The sequence below is a fragment of the Dietzia massiliensis genome, from assembly GCF_018390595.1.
GTDB classification, from domain to species: domain Bacteria; phylum Actinomycetota; class Actinomycetes; order Mycobacteriales; family Mycobacteriaceae; genus Dietzia; species Dietzia massiliensis.
This window is the reverse complement of sequence record NZ_JAHBAV010000009.1, coordinates 16,228-35,473: the sequence shown is the minus strand read 5'-3', so window position 1 is coordinate 35,473 and position 19,246 is coordinate 16,228. Positions and strand designations below refer to the sequence as shown.

General features: G+C 73.2%; 18 protein-coding genes. 5 read left to right on the top strand and 13 right to left on the bottom strand.

What is annotated here, in order from left to right:
- Positions 1-34: 34 nt before the first annotated feature.
- The 6 genes from KHA85_RS04020 to KHA85_RS03995 form a co-directional block, all read right to left on the bottom strand.
- Positions 35-718: a dTMP kinase gene (locus KHA85_RS04020; protein ID WP_213184874.1), complete on the bottom strand. Its 684-nt coding sequence runs from the start codon at positions 716-718 to the stop codon at positions 35-37.
- 11 nt (positions 719-729) lie between these two features.
- The gene (gene ahcY / locus KHA85_RS04015; RefSeq protein WP_061228044.1) at positions 730-2,196 is read right to left on the bottom strand and encodes an adenosylhomocysteinase; all 1,467 of its coding nucleotides are present in this window, start codon (positions 2,194-2,196) and stop codon (positions 730-732) included.
- 81 nt (positions 2,197-2,277) lie between these two features.
- Complete coding sequence (gene manA / locus KHA85_RS04010; RefSeq protein ID WP_213184873.1) at positions 2,278-3,495, bottom strand: mannose-6-phosphate isomerase, class I; 1,218 nt, start codon at positions 3,493-3,495, stop codon at positions 2,278-2,280.
- Positions 3,496-3,499: 4 nt separating this feature from the next.
- Positions 3,500-4,594, bottom strand: a complete 1,095-nt coding sequence (locus KHA85_RS04005; RefSeq protein ID WP_213184872.1) for a hypothetical protein — start codon at positions 4,592-4,594, stop codon at positions 3,500-3,502.
- Positions 4,587-5,963 carry a phosphomannomutase/phosphoglucomutase gene (locus KHA85_RS04000; protein ID WP_213184871.1) on the bottom strand — a complete coding sequence of 459 codons (1,377 nt, stop codon included), beginning with the start codon at positions 5,961-5,963 and terminating at the stop codon, positions 4,587-4,589. Before KHA85_RS04000 ends, KHA85_RS04005 begins: the two co-directional genes overlap by 8 nt.
- Positions 5,964-6,071: 108 nt before the next feature.
- Positions 6,072-6,578: a DUF3499 domain-containing protein gene (locus KHA85_RS03995; protein WP_213184870.1), complete on the bottom strand. Its 507-nt coding sequence runs from the start codon at positions 6,576-6,578 to the stop codon at positions 6,072-6,074.
- A gap of 185 nt (positions 6,579-6,763) precedes the next feature.
- On the opposite strand from KHA85_RS03995, the gene KHA85_RS03990 reads away from it, so the two are divergent.
- Positions 6,764-7,267 carry a metallopeptidase family protein gene (locus KHA85_RS03990; RefSeq protein WP_063974227.1) on the top strand — a complete coding sequence of 168 codons (504 nt, stop codon included), beginning with the start codon at positions 6,764-6,766 and terminating at the stop codon, positions 7,265-7,267.
- Between the two features lie 71 nt (positions 7,268-7,338).
- On the opposite strand, the gene KHA85_RS03985 is transcribed toward KHA85_RS03990, so the two are convergent.
- On the bottom strand, positions 7,339-7,650 hold the full coding sequence (locus KHA85_RS03985) for a WhiB family transcriptional regulator (RefSeq protein ID WP_007627711.1): 312 nt from the start codon (positions 7,648-7,650) through the stop codon (positions 7,339-7,341).
- A gap of 414 nt (positions 7,651-8,064) precedes the next feature.
- Here KHA85_RS03985 and cofD point away from each other — a divergent pair, with 414 nt between their 5' ends.
- A complete protein-coding gene (gene cofD / locus KHA85_RS03980) occupies positions 8,065-9,126 on the top strand; it encodes a 2-phospho-L-lactate transferase (RefSeq protein ID WP_213184869.1) in 1,062 nt (353 codons plus the stop codon).
- Complete coding sequence (locus KHA85_RS03975; protein WP_213184868.1) at positions 9,123-10,547, top strand: coenzyme F420-0:L-glutamate ligase; 1,425 nt, start codon at positions 9,123-9,125, stop codon at positions 10,545-10,547. Before cofD ends, KHA85_RS03975 begins: the two co-directional genes overlap by 4 nt.
- A gap of 36 nt (positions 10,548-10,583) precedes the next feature.
- Here the strand turns inward: KHA85_RS03975 and manB are convergent, their stop codons facing one another.
- Both manB and KHA85_RS03965 read right to left on the bottom strand, forming a co-directional pair.
- Positions 10,584-11,699, bottom strand: coding sequence for a mannose-1-phosphate guanylyltransferase (gene manB / locus KHA85_RS03970; RefSeq protein ID WP_375545302.1), 1,116 nt, complete (start codon positions 11,697-11,699; stop codon positions 10,584-10,586).
- A 99-nt stretch (positions 11,700-11,798) separates the two neighbouring features.
- Positions 11,799-12,698, bottom strand: a complete 900-nt coding sequence (locus KHA85_RS03965) for a glycosyltransferase family 2 protein (protein ID WP_061914039.1) — start codon at positions 12,696-12,698, stop codon at positions 11,799-11,801.
- A 194-nt stretch (positions 12,699-12,892) separates the two neighbouring features.
- On the opposite strand from KHA85_RS03965, the gene KHA85_RS03960 reads away from it, so the two are divergent.
- Positions 12,893-14,383, top strand: a complete 1,491-nt coding sequence (locus tag KHA85_RS03960) for an LCP family protein (protein WP_213184891.1) — start codon at positions 12,893-12,895, stop codon at positions 14,381-14,383.
- 67 nt (positions 14,384-14,450) lie between these two features.
- Positions 14,451-15,137, top strand: coding sequence for a TIGR03089 family protein (locus KHA85_RS03955; RefSeq protein ID WP_213184867.1), 687 nt, complete (start codon positions 14,451-14,453; stop codon positions 15,135-15,137).
- 220 nt (positions 15,138-15,357) lie between these two features.
- Here the strand turns inward: KHA85_RS03955 and KHA85_RS03950 are convergent, their stop codons facing one another.
- From KHA85_RS03950 to KHA85_RS03935, 4 genes are all read right to left on the bottom strand, one after another.
- Positions 15,358-16,527 carry an acyl-CoA dehydrogenase family protein gene (locus tag KHA85_RS03950; RefSeq protein ID WP_007628917.1) on the bottom strand — a complete coding sequence of 390 codons (1,170 nt, stop codon included), beginning with the start codon at positions 16,525-16,527 and terminating at the stop codon, positions 15,358-15,360.
- A gap of 215 nt (positions 16,528-16,742) precedes the next feature.
- Positions 16,743-17,255: a 5-(carboxyamino)imidazole ribonucleotide mutase gene (gene purE, locus KHA85_RS03945; RefSeq protein ID WP_007628915.1), complete on the bottom strand. Its 513-nt coding sequence runs from the start codon at positions 17,253-17,255 to the stop codon at positions 16,743-16,745.
- Between the two features lie 120 nt (positions 17,256-17,375).
- Positions 17,376-18,662 carry a 5-(carboxyamino)imidazole ribonucleotide synthase gene (locus KHA85_RS03940; protein WP_213184866.1) on the bottom strand — a complete coding sequence of 429 codons (1,287 nt, stop codon included), beginning with the start codon at positions 18,660-18,662 and terminating at the stop codon, positions 17,376-17,378.
- A gap of 20 nt (positions 18,663-18,682) precedes the next feature.
- A complete protein-coding gene (locus tag KHA85_RS03935; RefSeq protein WP_213184865.1) occupies positions 18,683-19,246 on the bottom strand; it encodes a PH domain-containing protein in 564 nt (187 codons plus the stop codon).

Genomic DNA, 19,246 nt, shown 5'->3' with positions numbered 1-19,246 from the left:
CGCACCGGGGGTCGTGTTCCTGCCGCTTCCGACATTACCCGGCCACCCCGCGCGGTCGCGGGTGCGGCGCGGGGTCCGGGGTGGGGTCGACGACGAGGTCGGCCAACTCCGGCACCGCGGGGTCGGTCCCGAGCACGCGCCAGGGCGAGCGCCACGCGGCCGCGGCGAGTCGGCGGTAGACCTCCCCGGTCGCCGCCTGGAGGTCCGCGTCGCGTTCGTAGCGGTCCCGGGCGCGGCCCGGGTCGGCGGCCTCGCGGGTGCCGGCCCGCTCGGCGGCCACCTCGACAGGGGTGTCGAGGAGGAGCTGCAGATGCGGGGCCGGCAGTCCGAGCCGGTCGAACTCGAGCGCGCCGATCCACTCGATGACCTCGTCCTCACGGTCCGGCCCGAGCCGGGCGGCGGTGTACGCGGCGTTGGAGGCCACGTACCGGTCGAGGAGCACGACGTCGTGGGCGGCGGCGAGACCGGCGAGGGCGTCGAGCGCGGCGTGTCGGTCCAACGCGAACAGCAGCGCCATCGCGTGGGACGAGTCCGCCGCCCCGGCCTGGCCGCCGTGCAGGGCATCGGCGGCCAGGTCGGCGTGGAGGGTGCCGTAGCGCGGGAAGGCCAGCCGGCCGACCGAGAGTCCGCGGGCGTCGAGCTCGGCGACGAGGCGGGTCGTCAGCGTGTTCTTACCCGCGCCGTCGAGCCCCTCGACGACCACGAGCCGTGCACTCATAGGCGCTTCGCTCAGTAGCGGTAGTGGTCGGGCTTGAAGGGGCCCTCGACGTCCACGCCGATGTACTCGGCCTGGTCCTTGGCCAGTCGGGTCAGGGTGCCGCCGAGCGCCTCGACGTGGAGGCGGGCGACCTTCTCGTCGAGGATCTTGGGCAGCAGGTGCACCCCGATCGGGTACTGGTCGGCCTTGGTGAACAGCTCGATCTGCGCGATCACCTGGTCGGAGAAGCTGTTGGACATCACGAACGACGGGTGCCCGGTGGCGTTGCCCAGGTTGAGCAGGCGTCCCTCCGAGAGCACGATGATCGAGCGGCCGTCGTCGTCGAAGACGAACTCGTCGACCTGCGGCTTGATGTTGATGCGGGTGACGCCCTCGGCGGACTCGAGCCCGGCCATGTCGATCTCGTTGTCGAAGTGGCCGATGTTGCCCAGAATGGCCTTGTTCTTCATCCGCTTCATGTGCTCGAAGGTGATGATGTCCTTGTTGCCCGTGGCCGTGATGACGATGTCGGCATCGGCGATCGCCTGGTCCACGGTGACCACGTCGAACCCGTCCATCATCGCCTGCAGCGCGTTGATCGGGTCGATCTCGGTGACCTGCACTCGCGCGCCCTGACCGGCCAGCGCCTCCGCGCAGCCCTTACCGACGTCACCGTAGCCGCACACCAGGGCCTTCTTGCCGCCGATCAGGGCGTCGGTGCCGCGGTTGATGCCGTCCAGCAGCGAGTGACGGGTGCCGTACTTGTTGTCGAACTTGCTCTTGGTGACCGCGTCGTTGACGTTCATCGCCGGGAACGGCAGCACGCCCTCGGCATGGAAGTGGTACAGCCGGTGCACGCCGGTGGTGGTCTCCTCCGTCACGCCCTTCACCGACTCGGCGATCGCCGTGTACTTGCCCGGGTTCGCGGGGACCGACTCGCGCAGCAGCGCGTGGAAGACCTTCTCCTCGGCCGACCAGGACGCGTCGTCGGACGGCACGGCGCCGGCCTGCTCGAACTCCTTGCCCTTGATCACGAGCATCGTGGCGTCACCACCGTCGTCCAGGATCATGTTCGGCTCGGTGCCCGGCCACGTCATGATCTGCTCGGTGCACCACCAGTACTCCTCGAGCGTCTCGCCCTTCCACGCGAACACCGGCACGCCGCGGGGCGCCTCCGGGGTGCCCTCGGGCCCCACCACCACGGCGGCGGCGGCCTCGTCCTGGGTCGAGAAGATGTTGCAGGAGGCCCAGCGGACCTCGGCACCGAGCGCGGTGAGCGTCTCGATCAGCACCGCGGTCTGGACCGTCATGTGGATCGACCCCGCGATCCGCGCACCGGCCAGGGGCTGCTCGGCCGCGTACTCCTCACGCAACGCCATCAGGCCGGGCATCTCGTGCTCGGCCAGACGGATCTGCTTGCGCCCCGCCTCCGCCAGCGACAGATCCGCCACCTTGAACTCGACACCGTTGACGGACTGAACCTGCAGATCAGCGGACATGTTCTTCGACCAGCTCCTCGTTGACTCTCGAAAGATCTCCGCCCCACACTAGCGGCAGGGCCTCTGGGTGCGTCGGTCCCTTCACCGGCCGCCGACGCGGGTGCGGAACACGGTCGCCCCGTCGAGACCGTGCAGACACACACGCCGCGCCGAGGCCGGCACCCACACGGCGCGTCCCGGCCGGAGCACCTCCCCCACACCGTCCTCGTCGACCCGCGCCTCGCCCGAGGTGCACAGCAGGACCTCCGGCCCGTCGGGTCGCCAGGTCACGGGCCGATCGGCCGGAAGGTCGATGCGCGAGAGGGCGAAGTCCGGTTCGGGCGTGGGGTAGTCGACCTCGCCGGGGATGCCGCGGTCGGCGGGGACCGCGTCGACGGTGGGGTCGGCGAGCGGGCCGAACTCCAGCACCCGCATCAACTCGGGTACGTCGACGTGTTTGGGGGTCAGCCCGCCACGCAGCACGTTGTCGGAGTTGGCCATGACCTCCACCCCGACACCGCGCAGATAGGCGTGCAGCTGGCCGGGTCCCAGGTACACGGCCTGGCCCGGCTGGAGGACCACCCGGTTGAGCAGCAGGACGCCCAGGACTCCGGGGTCGGTCGGATAGCGTTCGGCGAGCTCCGCGACCGTCGTGGCGACCGCCGACCACGGTCCGTCGACGCCGTTCACCGCCAGGTAGGACACGGCCCGGGTCACGAGGTCGGACACGACGTCGGCCAGCACGACGTGGGGCATCGTGACGAACGTCGTGAACACCGCACGGAGCCCCTCTGCGTCGGGCTGCCCGGCGAGCATGTCCCGGTAGGGCCGCAGCGAGTCCACGTCGAACGCGTCGAGCAGGGCGATCGTCCGCTCGACCGGGCGGAATCCCACCAGTGCGTGGAACTCGGTCAGGGCGACCAGGATCTCGGGCTTGTGGTTGGCGTCGCGGTAGTTCCGGTCGGCGGCGTCGACGGCGATCCCCCGGGCGTCCTCCGCGGCGTAACCCTCGCGCGCCTTCTCCGGTGACGGGTGTGCCTGCAGGGACAGCGCCTGCTCGGCCGAGAGCAGCTTCACGAGGAACGGCAGCCCGCCGCCGTGCTCGGCCAGGACGCGGGCGCCCAGTTCCCTCTCGGGGTCGTCGGCGATGCGTGCGTCGAGCGCCCGCCCGTCAGCACACAGGGAGGATCCCGAGTCGTGGGCACCGAACCAGTGCTCGGCCACGGGGTGGGGTGACGGCGAAGCCGTCCCGCACAGCTCGGGGAGGGCGGTCCGGGAGCCCCAGGCGTAGGCCTGGACCACCGGTTCTAGTGCGACCACGGACCTACAGACCTCCGACGAGGAGGTAGGCGGCGGAGAGCTCCGTGCGTGCCATGTGCGCGGCCACCTTTCCGCTCAACGGGGCCGGGGCGTCGCCGACCGTGTCCCGACCGCGGTCGGTGACCCACTCGACGTCCGCGAGCGGGCCCGCGGCCAGCCGGACGATGTCCTCGTCCGCGTTCAACACCATACCGAGGTATCGGACGCGTACGTCCTCACGCGGCCCGTCGAGCTCCTCGTCGTGGAAGAGGTCCGCCAGCGGATCCGCCGGCGGGCGCCCCTGCGCGCGCTCGGCGCCGGCGCGCACGGCGTCCCCGACGGACGAGGCGGCGGTGATCCGTCCCGCGTCGCAGAAGGCCGCGACCGCGCGGTCACAGCAGGCCGCGGAGACCGCGTCCGCGTGGATCCACACGAGCGGGTCGCGGCCGGCGACCGACGTAGCGAGCAGCTTGGCGGGGTTGACCGGGGTCGCCAGTTCGGGACCGATCCCCTCGAGCTCGACGTCGACCGCGTCGGCGGCGGCGCCCACGTCCAGTCCCCCCGCCCCGAGGGCCGTGAGGACCGCCATGCCGGCCGCGAGGTGCCGCAGCACGCCGCGGTGCGGGGGCAGGTACGGCAGCGGCTCGATCCAGGCGGCCCGACCTCGGCCCGCCTCGGAGACCGGCCCCTCGCGGGGCACGTCAACGACCACGGCGGCCCCGCGGCCGGCGGCGGCGTCGATCGCCGCGGCCAGGTCGGGATCGCCGGCGTCGTCTCCAGAGACCAGGACGACGTCGAGTGCACCCACCCAGGCGGGCAGTTGGCGGACGTGTACCAGCGGCGGAACCGCGGGCCCACCGGCCGCACCGGCGAGGGCGGCCACGACGTCGGCCGCCTGTCGCGCGCGGTCGGACCGGCCCGACACCCACACCACGGCGCGCGGACGGAAGCCGGCGAGACCGTCGAGAGCCCCGCCGTCGACGGCGGTGGCCACAGCGCGGAGCTGCGCGCCGGCCATCGACGCGTGCAGCAGGGCCCCCGTCGCGTCCGCGGCGCGTAGCGCGTCGGGGTCGTCGAGGTCGACCCGTCCGGCCCCGGTGTCGTTCGACAGGTCAGGCACGGACGATCGCGAGGACCTCGTCGACCACGGCGTCGACGTCCTCCCTGGTCGGCGCCTCTGCGTTGAGGCGCAGCAGCGGCTCGGTGTTGGAGGCGCGCAGGTTGAACCACGCGCCGTCGCCGAGATCGACGGTGACGCCGTCCAGGCGGTCGACCGACACCGCACGGTCGGAGAACGCGGTGACCACGGCCTCCATGCGCTCTGTCTGCGCGTCCGCCGAGTCGAGCGTGGAGTTGATCTCCCCGGAAGCCGCGTACCGGGTGTACTCGCCCATGAGCTCGGACAGCGTGCCGTCCTGACCGCCGAGGGCGGCCAACACGTGCATGGCGGCCAGCATGCCCGAGTCGGCACCCCAGAAGTCGCGGAAGTAGTAGTGCGCGGAGTGCTCGCCGCCGAAGACGGCACCCGTGTCGGCCATCTGCGCCTTGATGAAGCTGTGGCCCACCCGCGTGCGGACGGCGACGCCGCCCTTCTCCTCGACGAGCTCCGGTACGGCCCGGGAGGTGATGAGGTTGTAGATGATCGACGCGCCCGGCTCCTTGGCGAGCTCCCGCTCGGCGACGAGGGCGGTGATGGCCGACGGGGCCACCGGCTCGCCGCGCTCGTCGACCACGAAGCAGCGGTCCGCGTCGCCGTCGAAGGCCAGGCCGATGTCGGCTCCGCTCTCCCGGACCAGCGCCTGCAGGTCGACGATGTTGGCGGGCTCGAGCGGGTTGGCCTCGTGGTTGGGGAAGTTCCCGTCGAGTTCGAAGTACAGGGGCACGATCTCGAGCGGCAGCCCGCCCAGGACCGCGGGCACGGTGTGGCCACCCATGCCGTTGCCGGCGTCCACCGCGACCTTGAGGGTGCGGATCCCCGACAGGTCGACCAGCCCGCGCAGGTACTCGCCGTAGCCCTCGAGTACGTCGCGCTCGGAGACGGTGCCGACCTCCCCGTCGTGCGCGGGGACGCCCTCGATGACCTCCTCGGCGATCGTCCGGAGCCCGGACTCCTGCCCCACCGGCTTGGCGCCTGCACGGCACAGCTTGATGCCGTTGTACTTCGCGGGGTTGTGGCTGGCGGTGAACATGGCGCCGGGGCACTCGAGCAGGCCCGAGGCGAAGTACAGCTGATCGGTGGAGGCCAGGCCGATCATCACCACGTCGAGCCCCTGATTGGTCACCCCGTCGGCGAACGCCGCCGACAGGCCCGGGGACGAGTCGCGCATGTCGTGCCCGATCACCACGGTGTCCGCGCCCTCGGAGCGCATGAGCCGAGCGAAGGACGCACCGACCTCGCGGACGAAGTCCGCGTCGATCTGCTCACCGACGACGCCACGGACGTCGTAGGCCTTGATGACTGCTCGGACGGACTCGGCGCTACGTGCCACGTGCTGCTCCAGGGGTGTGAGACGGGGTCGGTCGATGTCTTCCGAGACACTACCCGCGCCGATCCCGCGGCGGACCACCCTGCGGGCGGTGGGTCAGCGGACGGTGGGTCAGCGGGCTGTGGGGCCGGACCCGCCCGTGCCGCCTGCGTGCCGGTCGGCCTTGTCCTCCCGGGCGGCGGGCATGTCGGGGACCACCCGCAGGTGGGGGCGTCCTGAGCCGGTCGACGGCCCGGGGGTCGGGAGCGGGTCGCTGCCGGCCAACGCGCGGTCGAGCGCGGGCTCGGGATCGGAGACCCCGAGTCGGCGCAGGCGATCGGCATCGACCAGTGCCGCGCCCGTCCGCCGCCCTCCGACAGGGCCGCCGGTCACGGCGTCCAGCAGGGCGGTGAGATCGGAGTCCTCGGCCGAGGTGTCGAGATCCGGATGACGGACCAGGTCCCACCCGCGGGGGGCGGTGATGCGCAGTGCGTGCACGGCGCAGAGGTCCCAGGCGTGCGGCTCCTGGACCGCGGGCAGCGGCCCGATGACGGCCGTGGAGTCCGCGTAGACGTAGGTGAGCGTGGCGACCGCACGATTGGGACATCCCGGGCGGCAGCAACGACGGTTCTCACTCACGAGGCCCCAGCGTAGCCCCGCACGCCGCACGGGTGGGCCGCGACCCGCCCACACCGGTGCGAGCCGGCCGACGCCGGCGGGGTTATCATCGCGCCATGACCCCGACCGCCCCGGTACCCGGACGGCCGCCCACCGGGACCGCGATCCCGGGCGCCGGCCAGTCCGACGTCGCCGCGGGCAGCCGTATCTCCGTCCGCGACTTCCCCGGCGATCCCGGGCGTCGCGGTCCCCGCGTGGTCACGTCCCGTCGCGCGGACCGCCGAGGGCACGGGCCCCGCGGGCCGATCCTGCCGCCCGAGGTGCCCCGCTGGCGCAGCCGATCGGCGGAGTTCGACGCCGCCGCACTGGAGGCGTTCGCCGAGATCGACCAGCACTGGCACACCCGCCTCGAGCACCTCGACCTCGCCGTGGACATGGTGCCGCGGATGCGCCTCCGCCCCGGGGAGACGTGGCCCGAGGAGGTCGTGGCCGACGGCGACGTCCCTCTCGCCCGCCTCGTGCCCGCGGGGGTGGACCGGTCGGGGCAGCCGACCCGCGCGCGGCTGGTGCTGTTCCGGAAACCGCTCACCCGGCGCGCGCCCGAGGGCGACGATCTGCGGGATCTCATCTACTCCGTGCTCGTGGAGCTGGTCTCGCAGCACCTGGAGATCTCGCCGGACGAGGTCGAGGCGGGCCCGGAGGAGGACTGAACGCGGCGCGGCCGCGGATCGGCTGACGCGCGGCGCAGCTGCCGGGGGGATGATCGCGCGGCGACCGCGGATCAGATGACGGCGTCGCGCTTGATGCGTCGCCGCTCGCGCTCGGACAGCCCGCCCCAGATGCCGAACCGCTCGTCGTTGGCCAGCGCGTACTCGAGGCACTCCGCCTTGACCTCGCACCCGGTGCAGATCTTCTTGGCCTCGCGGGTCGAGCCGCCCTTCTCGGGGAAGAACGCCTCGGGATCGGTCTGCGCGCACAGAGCCCGGTCCTGCCAGCTCTCCTGCTCGTCCTCGACGAACAGGCCGGGGACACCGAGGTCGACCAGGGCCAGCTCGGGTCCCGCGACGGTGCGTGACTGTCGATCCACGGTCATCCCTTCGTGTTGCGTTGTTCGTCTGCGAAAGATCCGCGATGGAGTGCCCGTCACCGGCGCGATCGCGAGAGGCCTCGATCGTGAGGGCACCGTCGGCCCGACGCGAGGCCGGTGTCCGTAACGTGGTTTACCGTCACCCACCAGGGAATGACACACCTGTGATTACACACATGCAAGCCGCGTAGGTCAAGCGAAATCGACGGGACCTACCATTTTCCCCTCCGGCTATGACCGGTGACACGCCGCCCCGGATATGGCGTGGGACACGTCGCCGCGCCACCCTCCGCCGCTCACCGCGCGGCGGTCTCCGCAGCCCCTCGCGCGTCCGGCCTCAGCAGCCCCTCGCGCGTCCGGCCTCAGCGGCCCGCCGGGGTCGCGCCCCCGGCCCCCGGGCCCGTCACTACTCTCGTCCCCGTGAAGATCTGTGTTCTGGCCGGCGGCGTCGGTGGCGCCCGTTTCCTCCTCGGCGCCCGCCGACTGCTCGGGCTGGACTCCGGGTCCGCCCGCGCCGACTCCCCCCACCGCATCGACGCGGTGGTCAACGTGGGCGACGACGTCTGGATGCACGGCGTCCGCATCTGTCCCGACCTCGACACGTGCATGTACACCCTCGGCGGGGGCATCGATCCCGAGCGCGGCTGGGGCCACGCCGGCGAGACCTGGAACTGCCGCGACGAGCTCGCCGCGTACGGCGTCCAGCCCGACTGGTTCGGTCTCGGCGACAAGGACCTCGCCACCCACCTCGTGCGTACCCAGATGCTGAACGCCGGCTACCGCCTCACCGACGTCACCGAGGCGCTCTGCACCCGCTGGTCCCCTGGCGTGCGCCTGCTGCCCGTGACCGACGACCGCTGCGAGACGCACGTCGTGGTGACCGACCCGCCGGCCGCGGACGGCGGGGCCGGGGCGGGTGAGGCGGGCGGGTCCGCCACCGGCTCGCGGGCGATCCACTTCCAGGAGTGGTGGGTCCGCCACAGGGCGCAGTTGCCCGCCTCCGGCTTCGTCCAGATCGGCGCGGAGTCCGCCTCCCCGACACCCGAGGTGCTGGAGGCCGTCGAGACGGCCGACCTCGTCGTCGTCGCCCCCTCCAACCCCGTGGTCTCCGTCGGCGCGATCCTCGCGGTGCCCGGGATGCGCGCCGCGCTGCGCTCCACCCCGGCCCCCGTCGTGGGCGTCAGCCCGGTGATCGGCGGCGCGGTGCTGCGCGGCATGGGCGACGCGTGCCTCACCGCGATCGGCGTCGAGACCTCCGCCACCGCGGTCGCGCGCCACTACGGCGCCCGCTCGGGCACGGGCCTCATCGACGGCTGGCTCGTGGCCCCCGGCGACGGCCCCACCGACGGCTCCGGCGCGGTCGACGGCGTGGCCGTGCGCGAGGCGCCGCTGCTCATGACCGATCCCGACGCCACGGCGGACATGCTCGCCGCCGCGATCGAGCTGGCCGGGCTCGAGGTCCCCGCACGGGGCGACCGATGACCGACGGCGCCGTCCCCGAGATCCGCCGCTGGAGCGTCGAGCACGCCGCGCCCTCCGACGTGACGATGTGGGCGCCGGACGGCCTGCCCGAGTTCCGTCCGGGCGACGACCTGGCGCGCATCCTCGCCGACGCGCTCACCGCCGACCCGCACGGCCTGACCGACGGCGACGTGGTGGTGCTCACCTCCAAGGTCCTGTCCAAGACCGAGGGCCGGATCGTGCCCGCCCCCACCGACCCCGAGGAGCGCGACGCCCTGCGGCGGCGGCTCGTCGACGCCGAATCCGTGCGCGTCGTGGCACGGGTCAACCGCACGCTCATCACCGAGAACCGGCTGGGGATCGTGCAGGCCGCCGCGGGCGTCGACGGCTCCAACGTCGACGCCCGCGAGCTCGCGCTGCTGCCCGAGGACCCCGACGCCTCCGCCGCCGCCCTCGCCCGCGAGCTGCGCGAGCGGACCGGCGCGCGCGTGGCCGTGGTCGTCACCGACACGATGGGCCGCGCCTGGCGCACCGGCCAGATCGACATGGCGATCGGCGCCGCCGGCCTGCGAGTGTCGGTGGGCTACGACGGCGCGGTCGACCGCCAGGGCAACGAGCTGCTCGTCACCGACGTCGCGGTGGCCGACGAGATCGCGTCCGCCGCCGACCTGGTCAAGGGCAAGCTCGGGGCCCGGCCCGTCGCCGTGGTGCGCGGGGTGGGCCACCTCCTGGTGGACGACGAGGGGGACGACGACGAGGCGGACGTCCCCCGGCGGGCCCGGGACCTGGTCCGCGGCGGGGAGTTCGATCTCTTCCGCCTGGGCACCGCCGAGGCGCTGGCGCAGGGGCGGCGTGAGGCCGTCCCGTCCCGCCGCTCGGTGCGCAGGTTCTCGGACCTCCCGGTCCCCGCCGACGACCTGGCCGACGCCGTCGCCGACGCCCTGACCGCGCCCGCGCCGCACCACAGCACGCCGATCCGGTTCGTGCGCGTCGCCGGCGACGCGCGGACCCGGCTCCTCGACGCCCTGCGCGCGGACTGGGAGCGCGACCTGCGTGCCGACGGGCACACCGGCGACGTCCTGGCCCGCCGCCTCGCGCGCGGCGACCTGCTGCGCACGTCCCCGGAACTGATCGTGCCGTTCGTCGACGACGCCGCCGGCGCCCACGACTACCCGGACGCCCGGCGCGCGGCCTGCGAGGAGACGATGTTCACCGTCGCCGGAGGCGCGGCCGTGCAGTCACTGCTCGTGGCGCTGGCCGCGCGCGGTCTCGGCTCGTGCTGGGTGGGCTCGACGATCTTCGCCGCCGACACCACACGCCGCGAACTGGGCCTGCCGTCCACGTGGCGGCCGCTGGGCGCGGTCGCGGTCGGATACCCGGCCGAGCCGGTCCCGCCGCGGGAACCGCGCCCGGCCGGGGACGCCTACCTCACGGTGGAGTGACCGCGCCCGCGGCGGGCCTGGTGTCGCCGCGGGCGCTCACATGTCCGTGGAGTAGCGGATCCCGCCGTCGGGGATCTCGACGCCCGGCCACACGCGGGCGCCGCGCAGGAGCTCGCAGCGGGCGCCGACCACGGCGCCGTCGCCGATCACGCCGTCGCGGACGAGCGCCCGGTGGCCGATCCTCGCGCCGAAGCCCACGATCGAGCGCTCGACCGTGGCGCCCGCCTCGATCCGGGCGCCGTCGAAGACGACGGCACCGTCCAGCCGGGCGCCCGCGCCGATCTCCGCACCGCGTCCCACGACCGTGCCGCCGACGAGCACGGCGCCCGCGCCGACCCCGGCGCCCTCGTGGACGAGGGCCTCCCCCGCGTGGCCGTCGAGCGCCGGCGAGGGGGCGATGCCGCGGACGAGGTCCGACGAGCCGCGCACGAAGTCCTCCGGGGTGCCCATGTCGCGCCAGTAGGCCGAGTCGACGAACCCGTAGACCCGCCTGCCCTCCCCGAGCAGCTGCGGGAAGGTCTCCCGCTCGACCGAGACGGGCTGCCCCTCCGGGATCTGCTCGATGAGCTCGCGGCGGAAGACGTAACAGCCCGCGTTGATCTGGTCGGTCGGCGGATCCTGCGTCTTCTCCAGGAACTCCTGCACGCGGCCGTCGTCGTCGGTGGTCACGCAGCCGAACGCGCGCGGGTCGGACACGCGCACCAGGTGCATGGTCAGGTCGGCGTCCTTGGCCCGGTGCAGGGCCAGGATCTCCCGCAGGTCGGTCCCGCCGAGCACGTCGCCGTTGAACACCATGACGGTCGACGCGGTGAGCTCGGGCAGCACGTTGCGGATGCCGCCACCCGTGCCCAGCGGCTCGGTCTCCACCACGTACGAGATGTCGAGGTCGAGGTCCGAGCCGTCGCCGAAGTACTCCTCGAACACCTCGGCCTTGAACGACGTGCCCAGCACGACCCGCCGGATGCCGGCCGCGCGGATGCGCGAGAGCAGGTGCGTGAGGAACGGCAGCCCCGCGGTCGGGAGCATGGGCTTGGGCGCGGAGATCGTCAGGGGCCGCAGCCGCGTGCCCTTACCGCCGACCAGCACCACCGCCTCGGTGTCGGCGATCAGGTCGTCGCCGGTCGCGGCGCTCCCGGTGGTCGTCGAGGTCACGATGAAGCTCCTGGGGTCGTCGGGCCCCGCGGTCGCGCTCGCGAGCCGCCGGGGCGGTGGGTGGATGTCGGTCGTGGGTCGGACCGGGCCCCCGCGGGCTCAGCCGTGGCGGCCGCGGGGTGGGCGCGTGGCACGCCGCGCGGACCGGATCGCGAGACGGCACCGCAGTTCCAGGCCCGCTCTGAGCGCCCAGCGTATCGGGGCCTGCCAGGTCCGTGGGTGCCTGTCCGCCTGGAACAGATAGGCGCTGCGGTGGTGGGCCCGGAGGGTGAACTCGGGCACCGCCTTCGCCGCGTGGCCCTGGTCGTGGTGGATGACGGCGTCCGGGACGTAGACGTTCTGCCACCCGGCGCGCCCGAGTCGGTCGCCCAGGTCCACGTCCTCCAGGTACATGAAGTAGCGCTCGTCGAACCCGCCGAGCGCGTCGAAGGCCTCACGGCGCAGCAGCAGGCACGAACCGGACAGCCAGCCCGCGGTCCGCTCGGTCTCCATGTCCGCGCCGTCGAGGTAGTGGGCGGTCCACGGGTTCCCCCGCCACACCTGCCCGAGCAGGGCGTGACCGATCCCGGCCCCGAGCCGCGGCACCGAGCGGGCCGACGGGTACACCGACCCGTCCGTCTCGGAGATGCGCGGGCCGAACGCGGCCGCGCGCGGCCACCGCCGCGCCGCCTCGAGGAGGGCATCCACCGAGCCGGGTTCGAACGTCACGTCCGGGTTGACCACCAGGACGAACTCCTGGTCGAACTCGTCCGGACGCGCGGCGATCTCGGCCACGGCCCGGTTGATCGCGGTGCCGTAGCCGAGGTTGCCGCCGGTCGGGAAGAACTCGGCGAAGTCGTACCGGGCGGCGACGGCCTCGGGCGCCCCGTCTGTCGACCCGTTGTCCGCCATCACCAGCGCCACCGGCCGGGACGTGGCCGCCGGGAGCGTCTCGACGAAGCTGTGGAGGTGGTCGCCCGGCGAGTACGTCACCGTCACGACGGGTAGTCGGGTCGTCACGCGCAACACCCTACGACGCGGCCCGTCGATTCCGACGCCCGGCGCGCGGCGCGGTACCGTGGGATGATCGTCGGCGGCCTCGAGCGGCCCCTAATCGAGGACAAGGACGGTGGATGAGCGCCGAGCTGCCAGTGACTCCCCGTCGCGCCCACAGCCGGGCGCGGGGTAGGCGGCACGCCACCCCGGCCCACCCGATGGCCTCGCGTATAGGCCGCGTCCTCGCCGCTCTCGTCTCCGCGGTCTGCCTCCTGGTCACTGGCGTCGGCTGGACGCTCGTCAACGGCCTCAGCTCGGACCTGTCCTCCGCCGGCGGCCTGGACGTGGGCGACGGCGGCCTCGACGGCGCGGTGGACATCCTTCTGGTCGGCACCGACAACCGGACCGACGCCCAGGGCAACCCCCTCAGCCAGGAGGAGCTCGCCACCATCCGCACCGGTGAGGAGGACGGCGAGAACACCGACACGATCCTGCTCATCCGCATCCCGGAGGACGGCAGCTCCGCCACCGCGATCTCCATCCCGCGTGACGTGTACGTGGAGACCAGCACCGTCGGCGGCAGCAAGATCAACGGTGTGTACGCGGCCAACAAGGAGGCCCACCTCGAGCGGGTCGTGGCCTCGGACCCCGAGGGCGTCATCACCGAGGAGGACCAGCGCGCGGCCGTCAACGCTGGCCGGAACGGGCTCATCGGCGCCGTCGCGGACCTCACCGGCGTCCAGGCCGACCACTACGCGGAGATCGGGCTGCTGGGCTTCGTACTGCTCACCGACGCGGTCGGCGGTGTCCCCGTCTGCCTCAACGAGCCCGTCGACGAGCCGCTGTCGGGCGCGAACTTCGACGCGGGTGTCCAGACGGTCTCCGGCTCGGACGCCCTGAGCTTCGTCCGCCAGCGCCACGACCTGCCCGCCGGCGACCTCGACCGCATCGTCCGCCAGCAGGTGTTCATGTCCCAGCTGGTCAAGAAGATCCTCTCGGCCGGCACCCTCACCGATCCGGGCAAGCTCGGTGCGCTGGTCGACGCCGCCAAACGCTCGTTCGTGATCGACGAGAACTGGGACTTCGTGGACTTCGCCATGAAGCTCAAGGACATCAGCGGCGGCAGCGTCCGCTTCGAGACCATCCCGGTCACCAGCATCGACTCGTACACCGAGTGGGGCGAGTCCATCGTCACCGCCGACCCCGTCCAGGTGTCGGAGTTCGTCGCGGGCTTCGCCAGCACCGAGGATGACGCGGACGCCGCCGAGGGCGGCGACGGCGAGCCCGCCCCCGGCGAGCCCGGCGTCGACCCCTCGACGGTCGCCGTGTCGGTGGTCAACACCACCGCGATCGACGGGCTGGCCGCCCGCGTCTCCGGTGCGCTCACCGAGCTGGGCTACACCACCGGTGATCTGCTCACCGACCCGGCCGCCGCCTACACCTCGCACGTGGCGGCGGGCTCCGCCGACGACGCCGCCGCGTTCGCCGTCTCCGACGCGCTCGGTGGCCTGCCGGTCCAGGTCGACCCCGCGGTCCCGCCCGGCACCGTGCGTGTGGTCCTCGCGGACGACTACAGCGGCCCCACCGGTGAGGCCGCCACGACCGAGTCCTACTCCCCCGCCACCACCACGTACGCGCCGCTCCCGCCGTCGATCGCGCAGCGTCCGACCTTCGACGCCGGCGGCTCCGACGTACCCTGCGTGAACTGACCCCGGAGGCGGACGCGCCGCCCGCCGCACCGGGGGAACCACCCCACGACGCCAGGAGGCCACCCGAGTGAACACCGCCGCAGACACCGTGCTCCAGCCGCTGCTCGCGCTCGACCCCGGGGCGCCGATGGTCACCCACTACGACCAGGCCGCCCCGTCCCGCGTCGAGCTGTCGGTCACCTCGACCGCCAACTGGGCGGCGAAGATCGCGGGCCTGCTCCGCGACGAACTCGGGGTGACGCCCGGTGACGTGATCGTGTGCGACCTGCCCGCCCACTGGCTCACCGCCGGTGTCCTGCTGGGCGCCTGGTGGGCGGGCGCCGAGGTCCGCACAGGGTCCGCGGACGACGCCGTCGTCGTCGTCACCGTCCCCGACCGCCTCGACCGCCACCCCACCGACGTCGAGACCCTCCTCATGACCACCGACCCGATGGGCCGCCCCCTGGCCGCCGCGGGCGTCGAGGTGCCGCCGGGCGTCACCGACCTCGCCGAGGCGTGCCGCATCCACCCCGACGCGTTCGTCCCCTCCGGCGGCGGTGACCTCGCCCTCGACGGCCTGACGCTCGACCAACTGGCCGACCGCGCCCTCTCCGGTCGGGCGCTGGTCGCCGGCCGCGAACGCGACGACGTCGTGGCCACCCTCGCGCGGGTGTTCGCCTCCGGCGGCACGGCCGTGCTCGTCACGGGCGCCGACGCCGACGACCCCGCCGTGGCGGGGATCGCGGACACCGAGCGCACCACGCTCACCGCCTAGAGCGCCGGACACCGAGCGCCGGCGGAGCGTTCCGGCGCCGGCGGGGCGTTCCGGCGCCGGCGGGGCGGGGCGTTCTCCTCCCGCCCCGACTCCACCCGCCGCCTTCCAGGCGCGATCCGGGCCGCAACGCGATCTGCCCCTCCGATTGCGATCCGCCCCCGGGGTTCCGGGGGTCGATCGCGATCGGAGGGGCAGATCGAGGCGGGGTTCAGCCGACCGGTCAGGCCAGGAGCTGGCGGGCCATGACCATGCGGTTGATCTGGTTGGTGCCCTCGTAGATCTGGGTGATCTTGGCGTCGCGCATCATCCGCTCGACGGGGAAGTCACGCGTGTAGCCGGCGCCGCCGAACAGCTGCACCGCGTTGGTGGTGACCTCCATCGCCACGTCCGAGGCGAAGGTCTTGGAGGCGGCGGCCATGAAGCCGAGCTTCTCGCCACCGGGGGCGGAGCCGCGCTCGGCGTTGGCGGCGGCGGTGTAGACCATCAGACGCGCGGCCTGCACCTTCATGGCCATGTCGGCCAGCATGAACTGCGTGTTCTGGAAATCCGAGATCGCCTTGCCGAACTGGCGGCGCTCCTTGGTGTAGGCGATCGCCGCGTCGAGCGCGCCCTGCGCGATGCCCACGGCCTGCGCACCGATCGTCGGACGGGTGTGGTCCAGCGTCTGCAGCGCGGTCTTGAACCCGGTGCCCGGCTCGCCGATGATCCGGTCGCCCGGGATGCGGACGTTCTCGAAGTACAGCTCCGCGGTGGGCGAGCCCTTGATCCCGAGCTTCTTCTCGGTCTTGGACACGCCGAAACCCTCGTCGTCGGCGTGGACCATGAACGCGGAGATCCCGCCGGCACCCTTATCTGGGTCGGTCACGGCCATGACCGTGTACCAGGTGGACTTGCCGCCGTTGGTGATCCACGCCTTGGAGCCGTTGAGGATCCAGTCGTCACCGTCGGCCTTGGCGCGCGTGCGCATCGACGCGGCGTCCGAGCCGGCCTCGCGCTCGGACAGGGCGTAGGAGGCCATCTTCCCCGCGGCGATCTCGGGCAGCACCTTCTGCTTGAGCTCCTCGCCACCGGCCAGGATCAGGCCCATGGTGCCGAGCTTGTTGACCGCCGGGATCAGCGAGGACGAGGCGTCGACGCGGGCGACCTCCTCGATCACGATGCAGGCCGCGACCGAATCCGCGCCCTGACCCTCGTACTCCTCGGGGATGTGGACCGCGTTGAAGCCCGACGCGTTGAGCGCGTCGAGGGCCTCCTGCGGGAACCGCTCGTTCTCGTCGACATCCGCGGCGTGGGGCTCGATCTCCTTCTCCGACAGCGCGCGGATCGCGGCGCGGAGCTCCTCGTGCTCCTCCGCCGGACGGTACAGATCGAAGTCGGGGTTACCGGACATGTGCGGGCCTCCAAAGGGGAATCGTCAGTGCTGGTCACGCGGCGGGCGCCGGTGTCCGGACATCGGTGTGGGCCGGTCGCGCGACGGCGGCGGCTCGCGAGTGGATCCGGGGTGCACCCGGCCACTCACGTTACCAGCGACTAACTGGATTCCTCCCCCATCGGCGACCCCACTTTCCGCATCGCGGAACGCACCTGCGGGATGCCTCCCGCCCGTCAGCCGAGCAGACGCTGCCGGAGCGCGTCGTCCTTGCGCTCGACCATCGCCTCGAGCTCCGCCTGGAAACCCTCCATCCGCTCACGCAGGGCGGGGTCGGAGGCGGCGAGGATCCGGACCGCCAGCAACCCGGCGTTCCGGGCTCCCCCGATCGACACGGTCGCCACCGGGACCCCCGCCGGCATCTGCACGATCGACAGCAACGAGTCCATCCCGTCGAGATGCTTGAGCGGAACCGGCACTCCGATCACGGGCAGCGCGGTGGCGGAGGCGACCATCCCCGGCAGGTGCGCGGCGCCGCCCGCGCCGGCGATCACGACGCGGATGCCGCGACCGGCGGCCGACCGGGCGTAGTCGAGCATCTTCTGCGGGGTGCGGTGCGCGGAGACGACGCCCACCTCGAACGGGATCCCGAACTCGGCGAGCGCCTCGGCCGCCGCCTCCATGGTGGGCCAGTCGGAGTCACTGCCCATGATGAGGCCGACCTGCGGCCCGTCCTGTCGCGCGGTCATCTCGTCGCCTTTCGTCGAGGTGTGTCAGCGGGGGGGCGGCCGGGGCGCCGGCCGCCCGGGGGGGTTGTCCGATGGACGCGGTGTCCGCACAGCATCGGCCGCGCGGACGCGGCGGTGGGCTCAGCGTTCGAACTCGCCGACGGGCGCGCCCGTGTGGGGGTCCCAGCCGTCGGCCCACCGGGCGTGGGACAGCCAGTGGGCGGCCAGCTCGGCCACCGCGCGCACGGCGGCCACCTGGTCCGCGTCGTCCGGGTCGAGGCCCGGGTCGGCGAGCACGTTGACGTGGCCGATCTTCCGGCCGTGTCGCTCGGACTTGCCGTAGAGGTGCACCTTGGCGTGTGGGAACCGCGCCGCGAGGTGGTGGACACGCTCGTCCATGCTCATCACGGGCGTCTCGGGCGCGCCGAGGACGTTGGCCATCACGGTGAGCGGGGCGGTGGGCACGGTCGAGCCGAGCGGGTAGTCGAGCACGGCCCGCAGGTGCTGCTCGAACTGGCTGGTGGTGGCCCCGTCCATGGTCCAGTGCCCGGAGTTGTGGGGCCGCATCGCCAGCTCGTTGACCAGCACTCCGGGGCGACCGTCCGAGCCGACGACCTCGAACAGCTCGACGGCCATGACGCCGGTGACGTCCAGGTGCTCGGCGAGCTTGAGGGCGGTCGCCTGGACGGCCGAGCGCAGGTCGTCGGGAAGCTCGGGAGCGGGAGCGATCGCCACGGCGCAGATCCCGTCGCGCTGCACGGTCTCGACGACCGGCCACACGGCGCCCTGCCCGAACGGGGACCGCGCGACCATCGCCGACAGCTCCCGGGTCCACGGCACCCGCGCCTCGGCCATCATGGGCACCCCGGCGGCGAGCTGCTCGGAGGCGATTCGCTCGGCCTCCTCGAGCGAGTCCGGCATCCAGACGCCGCGCCCGTCGTAGCCGCCGCGGGCCGACTTGAGGACGATCCGCCCGTCCTGCTCGTCGTGGAAGCGCCGGACGTCCTCGACCGAGTCCACGGCGGTGAACGGCGGGATCGGCGCCCCGATCTCGGCGAGGGCACGCCGCATGACGAGCTTGTCCTGGGCGTGGATGAGCGCGGAGGCACGCGGGCGGACGGCGACGCCCGAGGCCTCGAGGTCGAGCAGGATCTGCGGGGGCACGTGCTCGTGGTCGAACGTCATCACGTCGGCGCCCTCGGCGGCGGCCCGGACGGCGTCGGGGTCGTCGTGGGCGCCGATCACGACGTCGGGCGTGACCTGGGCCGCGGGGTCGAGCGGGTCGGCGGCGAGGACCCGGAGGGTCTGGCCCAGGGCGACGGCGGACTGGTGGGTCATGCGGGCGAGCTGCCCGCCGCCGATCATCGCCACGACGGGCGCTGCGAGTGGATTGCGGCGGATGCGCGAGTCGTCGTTCACGCCGCCCATCGTCTCACGCCGCCCGGGTGTCAGCGCCGCCCCGGCAGGCCCCAGCGCGAGCGCGGCGCCGCCGGTATCGGGGCGGGCGGCGGTGGCGGGGGCAGCCGGAGGAGCTCGTCGTAGACGGCGGCGTGGACGCGGGCCACGTCGGGCACGTGGTCGATCTCGATGGGCGGGAAGTGCCCCAGTTCGAGGATGAGGCAGCCCGTGCCCAGGGCGCGGTCGGCGAGGGTGTGGCGGAAGCGGACGGCGCTGATGCGGCGCAGCGGCACGTCCACGCACCGCCGGTTGGAGCCGGCCGGGCGATAGAGCACGCGCTCGTCGGTGACGACGAGGTCCGTGCGCGCCCAGCGGATCAGCGGCCAGAGGGCGAACCGGAGGACGACGAGCGAGAACAGCACCGCGACCATCGCCCAGGTGGCGGTCCGGTCCCCGGCGTGGACGACCTGGACCTCGATGAAGCCGCCGGCGATACCGGCGAGCCCGGCGCCGACGAGGGTGACGAGCGCGGGTCTGATGAGCGCGCGCCAGTGCGGGTGGGTGTGGACGATGAGCGTCTCCCCCGGCGCGAGGACCGATCGGACGAAACCCAC